The sequence below is a fragment of the Cupriavidus sp. 8B genome, from assembly GCF_054589115.1.
In genome coordinates, this window is sequence record NZ_BAAILO010000293.1 from 1 (window position 1) to 12,390 (window position 12,390).

The window sequence follows — 12,390 nt, forward strand, 5'->3', positions numbered from 1 at the left end:
GACTGACACGGCACACCAGATGTCCTGTATATAGATGCTATCTCCGACAGCCGAGCGTTCAACCTTCCATAATTGCAAACTGCCGATAGCGCCCCTACACCACCAAGGCGGGATTCGACCGCGCCAGCCTGGCGGTGTCCTGGGAATATGAGATCTCGCGCGCCTGGTCGGTCAACAGCACGGTGGCCGTGACCCGCATGCTGGGTGACAGCGGCAACAGCCCGATCGTGCGCATCGCGCGAAGCGGGCAGACTTCGCCGGAGAGGACCTGAAGCGGTGCGTTTCGGCACCATGGTGGGGACAGTCGTCTATACTTGTCAGCATGCTAACAAGTTGGTGAGTGGAATGTCCTCTGCAAAACGTCAAACGACGCGCGCCGCGACGCCGGTCGAGGATCCGGCGCAGTCCGAAACGGACCCGGCCAAGGAGCTGCTTTGGGCGCGGCCCGGCTTTCTGGTGCGCCGCCTGCACCAGATCCACGTGGCCATGTTTTTCGAGGAATGCAAGTCGGCCAGCATCACGCCGGTGCAGTACGCCATCCTGACCGTGCTGTCCGTGCTGCCGGGGCTGGACCAGACCGCGCTGGGGCAGGAGGTTGGCTTTGACCGCACCACCACCGCCGATGTGGTGCGCCGGCTGGAGGAGCGTGGCCTGGTCGAGCGCAAGGACAATCCGGCCGACCGGCGCACGCGTCACGTCCACCTGACCAAGGAAGGGCAGACCGTGGTGGCATCGCTGCGCGCCGACATGGAGCGCGCGCAGGAGCGCATGCTGGCGCCGCTGCGCCCGGCCCAGCGCAAGGTGTTCATGGACTTGCTGTCGACGCTGGTCGAGGCTAACAACGACTATAGCCGCACCGTATTGCGCATCATGTAGTGAAGGCGCGCCGGCATGGGGCCGGCGCCTGGATCAAACCGGCTCACACCGGCTCACACGGGATAGACCAGGTCGTTGGCGATGATGGTGGTGTCGTACACGACCTGGCGCTCCGCCAGCAGCAGCTTGCCCTCGATGCGGGCGAAGCGGTCGTGATAGGTGCCCGCCATGTGGATGGTGGTAGGGCCTTCGACCAGCGTCTGCAGCAGCAGGAAGCTGGCCTGCGCCTGGATCTCGCCAAACTTGCTTTCATCGGTGACGCGCGTATTGGTGACCAGATGCAGCATATAGCGCGGCGCGAACATCTGGGTGCGCGCAATCGCCACCGCCCGGTCGTGCATCATGCCGCGGCCTTCGGCGTAGACCAGTCCCACCGGCATGCCGAGCTCCACGTTCTCCCGCGCCGTGACGCGGTAGATGCAATCCTCGGTAAAGAACTCCGGCCACGTTTCCACCATGCCGGCGTCGAGCACGGCGCAGTATTCGCTGTGGAAGGCGTCGATCTCCATGCGCAGCGCTTGCGCGCGCGCGGGGGCCAGCTTGCAGGGGCGGAAGAGACTATGCGCCATCGGTGTCATGGTTGGTGTGATCGTCAGTGTCATGCTGTCTCAGAACCCCATCACGCTGCGATAGTATTGGTACATGGCGCGGATCGCGGATTCCGAGATCAGCGAGTTGGCGGTGCCGACGTGGCCGGGATCCAGCTTGAGTACATTGCGGTCGGTGCTGGAGCGGCGCACGCCTTCCTGCACGAACTTCATCGCTTCATTGTCTTCCAGGCCGAGGAAGCCGGCCGGGCCCATCAGGTTGCCCTGGCGCAGGCGGTGCCGCGTCATCTCTTCGGTGTCGTCCTCGTAGCCGAACATGGTCCACTGCATCAGCATGCTGTCCGGGCCATTGGGCACGATCTGGCGCACGCCCAGCGTGTTCATCTCGCGCTGCACGATCAGGTTGGGCCAGATGGTCTGCATGGTGACGGACCACGGCGAATCGAATTCCTTGATGTACTCCAGGAAGCGGTCGTCCTGCAGGCGCATGCCTTCGTGGTAGGAGCGCATTTCCTTCTTGTTCTCGTCGCTGACCGCCGCGTACTTGTCTTCCTTCTTGGCCGAGGCCATGGTGCCGTGGCGGCCGTGCACCGGGTCGGCGATCATGGCCGAGTCGTTGCCGGCGACCAGCAGGCCAAACACCACCAGGAAGGAGTGCAGCAGCGTGGCGTGGTACGGGTCCTTCAGGTTCTCGTGGTACATCTTCCAGTTGCAGGGCAACTCGTTCTTGTAGTACCCGAGGATCTTGAGCGGCTTGCCGTTGAACACTACATCGAAATCCTTGAGGATTTCCGGCGTCATGTACGCGTCCAGCGGCTCCATGTCGCTGGCGTACGAGGCAAAGATCACCCCGTTGCGCATGGCCACGTTGAGCTTCACCAGGCCATGGTCTTCATTGCGGAAGTCCTTCGGCATGCCGCCAGCGCGGTTCACGCCGCGCTTGAAGGGCACGCCCTGCAGGTTGCCCTTCAGGTCGTAGGACCACTGGTGATACGGGCAGACGAACTCCTTGGCGTTGCCCTGGCCATGGCGGCAGAACTCCGCGCCACGGTGCGCGCAGCGGTTCTCGAAGACATTGACGGAGCCGTCTTGCGCGCGGGCCACGACGACGGGCGTCGGTCCGACATAGGAGCGCTTGAAGTCGCCGGCATTGGGGATCTCGGCCTCCAGCGCGACGAAGTTCCACGAGCGGCCGCGGAAGATCTTTTCCAGCTCCAGGTCATACACGGCGTTGCTGGTGTACACCCAGTCCGGGATGAAATGCAGGGCGTCTTCCGGCCACTGGCAGGCGGCCAGCTCGGCATCCTTGGCGCGCGGCGTGCGGTTGATGACCGCATGGGTCTGGTACATGTTGGTTCCTCGTTCGGGATCTTGGGGATCTTCAGGATTGGGTTTCGCTCGCGCGCGCGGCGGTGGCTTCGCGTACCGCTTGCTTCAAGGGCAGGGCGGTGTCGCACAGCAGGCCGATCTCGCAGGCGGTGCGTAGTTCGATCAGGTTGCGGAGCTGGCGCAGGTCGCCGCCCGCGTTGACGGCGATGGCGTGGCGCAGTTGCGCGCCGGCCATGCCGAGCAGCAGGAATTTAGGGGGCTTGTCGCCGTCAGGTGCTTCGGCGCTGCCGCGCAGCGTGTAGACCAGCGCGGGGTCCACGGCGCCCTGCATCTGGATATTGCAGCCGAGCTGGTCGCTCCAGAACCAGGGCACGGCGGCCGGGGCCGTCTCCACGCCGAGCATGGCGGCCGCGGCGATGCGGGCCTGCTCATTGGCGTTCTGCCACGATTCCAGCCGCACCTCCTGGCCAAACAACGGCTGGTACTGGCTGGTGCAATCGCCAGCGGCAAACACGCCCGGCGCGCTGGTGCGGCAGTGCATGTCGACCTGGATGCCGCCGTTGCCCGGATGGAGCGCAAGCCCGGCCGTCTCCGCCAGGCCCACATTGGGATGCAGGCCGATGGCCACCACCGCCAGCGGCGCGCGCAGGGCGGTGCCATCCGCCAGCATGACGGCAACCTCGTGCGCGGCCGGCGGGATCGACGCGATCCCGCAGCCCAGCCGCAGGTCGATGCCGAGGCTGCGCACGCGTTGCGCCAGCCAGTCCGAGAACACGGGTGGCACGGCGCGCTGCAGCAATCGCGGCGCGGCTTCGATCACAGTGACTTCCAGCCCCATGGCGCGGGCGGTGGATGCGGTTTCCAGCCCGAGGAAGCCGCCGCCGATCACCAGCACGGCACGCTCGCGGCGCAGCGCGGCCCGCAGGCCGCGCGCATCGGCGAGCGAGCGCAGGTAGTGCACCCGGGGCTGCCCCTCGGGCAGGGCGGGCAGGGTGCGGGCCCGCCCGCCGGTGGCCAGCAGGCAGCGGCTGAAGGCAATTGCCTCCCCGTTGGCGCAGTGCGCGGTGGCGCTGGCGGGATCGAGCGAGGCCACCGTGGTGCCCAGGCGCAGCTCGATGCCTTGCCCGGCATAGAAGCCGGCCGCGTGCACGCCGATGCGCTCGTCCTGCTGCTCGTCCGCCAGCACGGCCTTGGACAGCGGCGGGCGCTCATACGGCGCATGGGCCTCGCCGCCCACCATGACGATGCCGCCGTCATGGCCCAGCGAGCGCAGCGCGGCGGCGGCGGTGGCGCCAGCCTGGCCGGCGCCGATGATCAGGATGGGGGCGTCTTGTGGCATGACCGGCGCTCAGGCGGTGACCATGACATCGACCAGCACGTCGCTGTCCACGATCTTGACCGGGTAGACGCGGATGCCCTGGGTGGCGGGCGCACACATGGCCTGGCCGGTGCGGATATCGAAGCGCGCCTGGTGCAGCGGGCATTCGATGCAGCCGTCCTCCAGGTAGCCGTCCGACAGCAGCGCGTACTGGTGCGTGCAGACGTTGTCGGTGACGAAGTATTCCCCTTCGCTGCGGTACAGGGCCAGTTGCGCGTCCCCGAGCGTGAGCGGCATCACTTCATCGTCCTGAAGCTGGCCGGTCGTGGCGATCTTGGTCCAAGCCATGATGCATCTCCTTTAATCAGTATGCTGATCATTAATGCTCAGTGTACTGATTTAAATTTCCGACTGAATCAGCGTTAACCCTTGGGCGTGGTCGAGGCGGCGGAATGGCCGTGGAAGGGCGTGGCGGCGCTGGCCGGGGCAGGGCGCGCCAGTGCGGCCCTGCGCTCCAGCAGGGCTTGCACCTCGCCCATGATGCCGCGGCGGAAGGTGAGCACGCAGACCACGAAGATCAGGCCAGTGACCATGCTGACCGACTCGCCCAGCGTGTTGAACCAGTCCACGCCTGTCAGCGCGGCCAGGCTGCTGCCGGCGTCTCCCAGCTTGTTCTCGAGCGCGACGATCACCAGCGCGCCCAGGATGGGCCCGGACAAGGTGCCCATGCCGCCAACCAGCGTCATCAGGATGACGGATCCGGACATGGCCCAGTGCACATCGGTGAGCGTGGCAAAGCCGAGCACCAGCGTCTTCAATGCGCCCGCCAATCCCGCCAGCGCGGACGACAGCACAAAAGCCAGCAGCTTGAAGCGGTCCGTGTCATAGCCCAGCGAGATGGCGCGCGGCTCGTTCTCCTTGATGGCCCGCAGCACCTGCCCGAACGGCGAGTTGACCACGCGCGCGATCAGCAGCAGCGCAGCGCCGACAACGATGGACACCACGTAATACATGGTCAGGTCGCCTTCCAGCGAGAGCAGCCCGAACAGGCTGCCGCGCGGCACCGCTTGCAAGCCGTCCTCGCCGCCCGTTACCGGCGCCTGCAGGCAGAAGAAATAGAACATCTGCGCCAGCGCCAGCGTGACCATCGCAAAGTAGATGCCCTGGCGGCGGATCGCCAGCGCGCCAAAGGCCAGGCCGAGCAGTGCGCCGAACGCCGTGCCCGCCAGCAGCCCGAGCTCCGGCGTGGCGTGCAGGGATTTCATCATGTAGCCGCAGGCATAGGCCGCGCCGCCAAAGAAGGCGGCATGGCCGAAGGACAGCAGCCCGGTAAAGCCCAGCAACAGGTTGAAGGCGCAGGCAAACAAGGCAAAACACATCAGCTTCATCGCCAGCACCGGATAGGCGCCGAGAAACGGCGCCAGCGCGACGGCCACCATCAGCAAGGCCCCGGTCAGTCTTGCGCGAGAATCATGGGTCATCATTTTTCCTTTCCGAACAAGCCGGCGGGGCGCACCATCAGCACGCACACCATGGCCACGAAGACGACGGTTGCCGAGGCTTCCGGGTAGAACACCTTGGTCATGCCTTCAAACACGCCCAGGCCAAGGCCGGTAAAGATGGAGCCGAGGATCGAGCCCATGCCGCCGATCACCACCACGGCAAACACGGTGATGATCAGGTTCTGGCCCATCAGCGGCGAGATCTGCATCACGGGCGCGGCCAACACGCCGGCAAAGGCGGCCAGCCCCACGCCGAAGGCGTAGGTCAGCGTCACCAGCAACGGCACATTGATGCCGAATGCCTCCACCATGCGCGGGTTCTCCGTGCCGGCGCGCAGGTAGGCGCCAAGCCGCGTCTTCTCGATCACGTACCAGGTGGCAAAGCACACGACGAGCGAGGCCACGACCACCCAGGCGCGGTAGTTGGGCAGCACCATGAAGCCCACGTTGGTGGCGCCCGTCAGCGCCTCGGGCGTGGCGTAGGACAGGCCGGAGACCCCGTACGCCGAGCGCAGCAGCCCTTCGATCAGCAGGCAGATGCCAAGCGTCAGCAGCAGGCCATAGAGGTGGTCGAAGCGATAGAGCCGGCGCAGCATGGTGCGCTCCAGCACCACGCCGAGCACGCCTGTGGCGAGCGGGGCGAAGAGCAGCATCAGCCAGTAGTTCAGCTCCAGGTAGTTCAGGCCGGCCCAGGCCAGCACGGCGCCCAGCATGAACAGCGCGCCATGGGCGAAGTTGATGACGTTGAGCAGGCCAAAGATCACTGCCAGCCCGAGGCTCAGGATGGCGTAGAACGAGCCGTTGACGAGCCCGAGCAGCAACTGGCTCAGCAGGGCGGGCATGGGTATGCCAAAAAAGTCCATGACGATGTTTCCTTACACGCCAAGCAGGGCGTTCAGCGTGGGCATCTTGCGCGCGAGCGCGTCGGCGTCGAAGCGCTCCACCATGCGGCCGTGCTCCATCACGTAGAAGCGGTCGGCGAGCGGCGCGGCGAAGCGGAAGTTCTGCTCCACCATGACGATGGTGTAGCCGCGTTTCTTGAGCGTGGTGATCATTCTTGCGAGGGTTTGGACGATGACCGGCGCCAGGCCTTCGGAGATCTCATCGAGCAACAGCACGCTCGCGCGGGTGCGCAGGATGCGGGCGACCGCCAGCATCTGCTGCTCGCCGCCCGACATGCGCGTGCCCTGGCTCTTGCGGCGTTCCCACAGGTTGGGGAACATCGCGTAGATCTCGTCCAGCGGCATCGGCTCACGGCCGGCGGCGTTTGCACCCGCACCGTCCGGCTTGAACACTGGCGGCAGCATCAGGTTTTCCTCGCACGACAGGCTGGAGAAGATGGCGCGCTCCTCCGGGCAATAACCCAGGCCCAGCGGCGCGATGCGGTGCGTCTTCATGCCGATGGTCTCGGTGCCGTTGACGCGGATCGAGCCCTTGCGGGCGCCGACCAGCCCCATGATGGCGCGCATGGCGGTGGTGCGGCCCGCGCCGTTGCGGCCCAGCACGGTGACGACCTCGCCCGGGCTGACGGTCAGGTCCACGCCATGAAGGATGTGGGATTCGCCGTACCAGGCGTGCAGGTCCTTGATCTGCAGGGCAGGGGTGGGCTGGCTAGTGGGTTGGCTCATCATGCGGCCTCCGTCAGTTCGGCATCGGCCGTACCCATGTACGCCTCCATCACCTGCGGGTTGCGCGCCATTTCCTCGTACGAGCCTTCGGCCAGGATGGCGCCGCGCTGGAGCACGGTGATGCGCTCGGCGATGGACGACACCACGCTCATGTTGTGTTCCACCATCAGCACGGTGCGTCCCGCGGAAACTTGTTTGATCAAGGCCGTCACTACCTCCACGTCTTCGTGCCCCATGCCTTGCGTGGGCTCGTCGAGCAGCATCAGCTCGGGGTCCATGGCCAGCGTGGTGGCGATCTCCAGCGCGCGCTTGCGGCCATAGGCCAGCTCGGCGGTCGGCAGGTCGGCGAAGCCTTCCAGGCCGACGGCCTTGAGCAGCGAGACGGAGCGATCGTTGAGCTCGTCCAGCGAGCGCTTGCTTTTGCAGAAGTGATAGGCGGTGCCGAGCTTGCGCTGCAGCGCCACCCGCACGTTCTCCATCACGGTGAGCTGCGGAAATACCGCCGAGATCTGGAAGGACCGGATCACGCCCTTGCGGGCGATCTGGGCAGGACGCTCGCGCGTGATGTCCTCGCCGTTGAACAGGATGGTGCCGGCGCAGGGCGCGTGGAACTTCGTCAGCAGGTTGAAGCACGTGGTCTTGCCGGCGCCATTGGGCCCGATCAGGGCGTGGATGGTGCCGCGGCGCACGCGCAGGTCGACCTTGCTGACGGCGGTGAAACCCTTGAACGCCTTGGTGAGCCCGCGGGTTTCAAGGATGACGTCAGCCTGGCTCATGCATGCTCCGCTTTGCTGTCGTTGTTGTCATTGTTGTCATTGCGTGTTGCTGCATAGTGCGGTTCAGCATTGCGGCTCACTTCTTCACCAGTGCGCATTCGCTGGCGGACAGCGGGCGGAAGGCCGAGTCGCCAGGGATGGTGCCGAGGTACTTGACCAGATCCCACGGGCCCTTCGACTCCGCCGGCGACTTGGCCTGCGCCAGGTACATGTCATGCACCATGCGGCCGTCCACGCGCACCTTGCCGCCGTGCACGAAGTCGTCGTTGACAACGAGGGCGCGCATCTTTTCCGCCACCGCCGGGCCATCCACCGTCCTGGCGGCTTCCACGGACTTCAGGTAGTGCAGCACGCCGGAGTACACGCCGATCTGGCCGTGGGTCGGGTAGGCCTTGTGCTTGGCGTAGAAGCGCTCGACGAACGCCTTCGACCTGGCATCGAGGTCGGTCTTGAACGGGTCCACATAGGTCAGGCCCTGGGCCACGCCGGGGCCCAGGCTCTTCAGGTCGGTGATGAAGGTCGACGGCGTGATCACGGTCTGGCCGCCCTTGATCAGGCCGAATTCACCCGCGGCCTTGACGCCGTTGATCATGTCGTTGCCGGCGTTGGCCAGCACCACCACCTTGGCCTTGGACGCGGAGGCCGCCACGATGGGGCTGCTGAAATCGCTGGCGTTCAGCGGATGCTTGGTGCTGCCGACGTTCTTGCCGCCGCTGGCCTCCACCTCCTTGCGGAAATCCGATTCCAGCGACTGGCCCAGCGCGTAGTCCACGGTGATGTAGTACCAGCTGTTCTTGCCATCGGCGATCAGCCGCTTGACCAGCGGCGCCGACACCGAATACGTATCCCAGCCCCAGTGGAAGCCGGTAGGCGAGCAGTTCTGGTTGGTCAGCGCCATGGCGCCGCCGGTGGAGACGATATTGATCTTCTGCTTTTGTTTGGCGATTTCCTGCACCGCCAGCGCGGTGGAGGAGTTGGGGAAGTCGATCACCATGTCCACGCCATCGGTGTCGAACCAGCGGCGCGCCAGCGACGAAGCGATGTCCGCCTTGTTCTGGTGGTCGCCGGAAAGCACCGTGACCGGCTTGCCGAGTGCTTTGCCGCCGAACTCTTCCACGGCCATCTGCGCGGCGAGCACCGAGCCGCGGCCCGAGAGATCGGCGTAGGAGCCGGACATATCGGTAATCACGCCGACCTTGACGCCGTTGGCATCGGCCAGCGCAGCGGTGCTGCACAGCAGGGCCGTCAGGGCGGTGAGGGCGGGGATAAAGATAGGAACCGGGGAAGTGCGGCGTGCTTTATGCAGAGACTTCATGGGGGCGCTCCAGGCAGGGTGAATGGGGAAACAGGAAACCAGGAATCAAGGCAGTGGCGTCACTTCGCCATGCATCGTTTTGCGTGCCCCGGCTTTGTCCTGGTACAACGCTCAGTATGCTGACTATAAACTGCAGTGTACTGAGCAAATTCCGGGCCAGATGGGAAAGCCGGGCTAGGCGGATCAGGTGTCGAGGTCGCGGCCCCGGGTCTCGGGCACGAACACCATGCCGACGACAAACGCGATGGCGGCGATCGAGACTGGATACCAGAGGCCGAAGTACACATTGCCGCTGGACACGTTCATCGCTGTCACCACGAAGGACAGCATGCCGCCCACCCAGCCCGCACCGAGGTGGAAGGGCAGGGACAGCGAGGTGTAGCGGATGCGCGCGGGGAACAGCTCGACCATGAACGCGGCCAGCGGGCCGTACACCATGGCAAGGAAGAGGATGGGAATCAGCAGCATCAGGAACAGCATCGGGCGGTTGATGGCCGCCGGGTCCGCATGCTCCGGCCAGCCAGCGGCGACCAGCGCCTGCTTGATCAAAGCTTTGTCAAAGCCCTGCAGGGTCGTGTCGCCGATGCGCAGATCGGGCTGTGCGCGGGCCTCGTCCTGCGTGAACTCGTAGCCGACGCCGAGATCCGTCAGGTAGCCCTTGACCTTGTCGCACGCCGACACCGGCTCGGCAAACAAGCGGAAGTGGCAATCGCCGGCGCGCAGCTGCACGGCGTTGCGCTGCTGGAACTGCTCCAGCGCCGGGTTGGCGTAGTGCGTCAGCGCCTTGAAGATGGGCTGGGTGGTCAGCGCCGCCAGCAGGCAGGCGGCCATCATGATGTGCTTGCGGCCGATCCGGTCCGACAGCCAGCCGAAGAACAGGTAGCAGGGCGTGGCGATCACCAGGGCGATGCCGATCAGCAGGTGCACCAGCTCCAGCGGCACGTGCAACGTCTTGTTGACGAAGAACATCGTGTAGAAATGCCCGGTGCCGAAGATGGCGCCGAGCCCGGAAGCCACCACGAACAGCAGCAGCACGTACTTCAGGTTGGCCCAGTTGGTGAAGCTGTCCAGGATGGGCGACCTCGACGTGGCGTTGCCCGCTTTCATGCGGGCGAAGATCGGCGATTCATGCAGCTTGCCGCGGATATAGACCGACACCACCAGCATCAGGAACGAGACCAGGAACGGCAGGCGCCAGCCCCATTCGCGGAACTGCGCCTCGGTGAGAAAGGTCTTGAGCAGGTACACCACCAGCAGTGAAGAGAGCAGGCCGAGCGTGGCGGTGGTCTGCAGCGAGCTGGTGTACAGGCCGCGCTTTGCCACCGGAGAATGCTCGGCGACGTAGGTCACCGCGCCGCCTACTTCGCCGCCCAGGGCCAGGCCCTGCAGCAGGCGCAGCACCACCAGCAGGATGGTCGCGGTGATGCCGATCTGGCCGTAGGTGGGCAACAATCCGACGCCCACCGTGGCGATCCCCATCAGCAGGATCGTCACCAGGAACGTGTACTTGCGGCCGATCTTGTCGCCCAGCCGGCCGAACAGCAAGGCGCCGATGGGACGCACCAGGAAGCCCGCGCCGAAGGTGGCCAGGCTGGCGAGGAAGGCTGTGGTCTCGTTGCCGGGCGGGAAGAACAATGCACCAAAATAGACCGCCAGCGCCGCGTAGATATAAAAGTCGTACCACTCCATCAGCGCCCCGAAAGACGACGCGAGGATCACCTTGCGTTCTTCCCTTGTCATGCCCTGCTTGCGCACGGCGGCACCATCATTGGTCAGGCTGATCGTCATGGTCGTTTCTCTCCGGGGGCAGTCAGCCTGCGCGTGTGTGTGCTCCACACTGTCAGCATGCTGAGTAATTTCAATCAGTGTACTGAGCAGAATTTGTCAGTGTTATGGGGGTTAACCCTTTTGGCGCCGGCTAGACATTCCCCAACCTCGTTGCTATATTAAAAATGCTCAGCATACTGATCAATTAGCCAGCCCCCACCCAAACAGGAGTCGCCACAGCATGACGAGAATTCGGAAGATTGCCCTGGAAGAACACTTCATGGCCCCCGGTTTCCAGGCCTATTCGAAGGGATATCTCCAGCACATCGACGCAGCGGTCATGGCCGATCTCGCCAAGCGCCTGGCTGATTTCGACGACATTCGCATCGGCGAGATGGATCGCGCCGGCATTGATTTCACCATCCTGTCGCAGACCGGCCCGGGTGTGCAGGGCGAGACGGATCGCGCTGCCGCCCTTGGCCGCGCTCGCGAGAACAATGACTTCCTGGCGGCCCAGGTGGCGCGCCATCCCACGCGCTTCGCCGGCTTTGCCGCGCTGCCGATGCATGACCCCGTGACGGCGGCGGACGAGCTGGAGCGCGCGGTCAAGCAGCTCGGCTTCAAGGGCTCGCTGGTCAACGGCCATACGCAGGGCGTGTATTACGACGATCCTGCCTACGACGTCTTCTGGGAACGCATGCAGGCGCTGGACGTGCCCATGTACCTGCATCCGACCGATGCGTTTGTCGCGCCGCACGTGTATGCCGGCCATCCCGAAATCAGCGGCGCGGCCTGGGGCTGGGGCGTGGAGACGGCAAGCCATGCGCTGCGCCTGGTGTTCGGCGGCGTGTTCGACCGCTTCCCCAGGCTCAAGCTCATCCTCGGCCATATGGGGGAGGGCCTGCCGTTCCAGCGCTGGCGTTTCGACAGCCGCTTTGCCGTGTACTCGCATGGCATCAAGCTGGCGAAGAAGCCGTCGGAGTACATCGGCAGCAATATCGTGATCACCACGTCGGGCGTGTGCTCGCCGGCCGCGCTCAACGGCGCCATTGCCGAGATGGGCGCCGAGGCCGTGCTGTTCTCGGTCGACTACCCCTACGAATCCACCGCGATTGCCGCTGATTTTATCGAGCAGGCACCGATGGACGAAGCCACCCGCAGCCTGGTCTGCCATGGCAATGCGGAACGTATTCTCAAGCATTGAATATAGGTACACCGGATTCTGGTGCTGATGGTTTTCTCCCCTCTCCCGCTTGCGGGAGAGGGGCGGGGGAGAGGGCGGGCGGTGGCAATAGCGAAGGCTCTCACTTCGAGCTAGCACCCACCCTCTC

Annotated in this window: 12 protein-coding genes and 1 pseudogene; 3 read left to right on the forward strand and 10 right to left on the reverse strand. The window is 65.0% G+C overall.

Annotated elements, in window-relative coordinates; translation table 11 throughout:
• Positions 1–104 precede the first annotated feature (104 nt).
• Positions 105–272: pseudogene (locus ACYP5B_RS29095) on the forward strand (MipA/OmpV family protein); the annotation flags it as partial.
• 73 nt (positions 273–345) lie between these two features.
• Positions 346–876, forward strand: a complete 531-nt coding sequence (locus ACYP5B_RS29100; RefSeq protein ID WP_400101974.1) for a MarR family winged helix-turn-helix transcriptional regulator — start codon at positions 346–348, stop codon at positions 874–876.
• Between the two features lie 53 nt (positions 877–929).
• Here ACYP5B_RS29100 and ACYP5B_RS29105 read toward each other — a convergent pair whose 3' ends face one another.
• From ACYP5B_RS29105 to ACYP5B_RS29150, 10 genes are all read right to left on the reverse strand, one after another.
• Positions 930–1,445, reverse strand: a complete 516-nt coding sequence (locus ACYP5B_RS29105) for an aromatic-ring-hydroxylating dioxygenase subunit beta (RefSeq protein ID WP_400101991.1) — start codon at positions 1,443–1,445, stop codon at positions 930–932.
• 39 nt (positions 1,446–1,484) lie between these two features.
• Positions 1,485–2,774: an aromatic ring-hydroxylating dioxygenase subunit alpha gene (locus ACYP5B_RS29110; protein ID WP_400101975.1), complete on the reverse strand. Its 1,290-nt coding sequence runs from the start codon at positions 2,772–2,774 to the stop codon at positions 1,485–1,487.
• Between the two features lie 31 nt (positions 2,775–2,805).
• Positions 2,806–4,092, reverse strand: a complete 1,287-nt coding sequence (locus ACYP5B_RS29115; RefSeq protein ID WP_400101976.1) for an NAD(P)/FAD-dependent oxidoreductase — start codon at positions 4,090–4,092, stop codon at positions 2,806–2,808.
• Positions 4,093–4,101: 9 nt separating this feature from the next.
• Complete coding sequence (locus ACYP5B_RS29120) at positions 4,102–4,419, reverse strand: non-heme iron oxygenase ferredoxin subunit (RefSeq protein ID WP_318237639.1); 318 nt, start codon at positions 4,417–4,419, stop codon at positions 4,102–4,104.
• A 74-nt stretch (positions 4,420–4,493) separates the two neighbouring features.
• On the reverse strand, positions 4,494–5,552 hold the full coding sequence (locus tag ACYP5B_RS29125) for a branched-chain amino acid ABC transporter permease (RefSeq protein WP_400101977.1): 1,059 nt from the start codon (positions 5,550–5,552) through the stop codon (positions 4,494–4,496).
• Positions 5,552–6,436 (reverse strand): branched-chain amino acid ABC transporter permease, encoded by an 885-nt coding sequence (locus ACYP5B_RS29130; RefSeq protein ID WP_400101978.1) that lies wholly within the window; start codon positions 6,434–6,436, stop codon positions 5,552–5,554. The genes ACYP5B_RS29125 and ACYP5B_RS29130 overlap by 1 nt, the downstream gene beginning before the upstream one ends.
• Positions 6,437–6,448: 12 nt before the next feature.
• On the reverse strand, positions 6,449–7,204 hold the full coding sequence (locus ACYP5B_RS29135; protein WP_400101979.1) for an ABC transporter ATP-binding protein: 756 nt from the start codon (positions 7,202–7,204) through the stop codon (positions 6,449–6,451).
• On the reverse strand, positions 7,201–7,977 hold the full coding sequence (locus ACYP5B_RS29140; protein WP_400101980.1) for an ABC transporter ATP-binding protein: 777 nt from the start codon (positions 7,975–7,977) through the stop codon (positions 7,201–7,203). Before ACYP5B_RS29140 ends, ACYP5B_RS29135 begins: the two co-directional genes overlap by 4 nt.
• Positions 7,978–8,053: 76 nt before the next feature.
• Positions 8,054–9,292, reverse strand: coding sequence for an ABC transporter substrate-binding protein (locus tag ACYP5B_RS29145; RefSeq protein WP_400101981.1), 1,239 nt, complete (start codon positions 9,290–9,292; stop codon positions 8,054–8,056).
• 183 nt (positions 9,293–9,475) lie between these two features.
• Positions 9,476–11,080 (reverse strand): MFS transporter, encoded by a 1,605-nt coding sequence (locus ACYP5B_RS29150; protein ID WP_400101982.1) that lies wholly within the window; start codon positions 11,078–11,080, stop codon positions 9,476–9,478.
• A 220-nt stretch (positions 11,081–11,300) separates the two neighbouring features.
• Here ACYP5B_RS29150 and ACYP5B_RS29155 point away from each other — a divergent pair, with 220 nt between their 5' ends.
• On the forward strand, positions 11,301–12,263 hold the full coding sequence (locus ACYP5B_RS29155; protein ID WP_459571985.1) for an amidohydrolase family protein: 963 nt from the start codon (positions 11,301–11,303) through the stop codon (positions 12,261–12,263).
• Positions 12,264–12,390 lie beyond the last annotated feature (127 nt).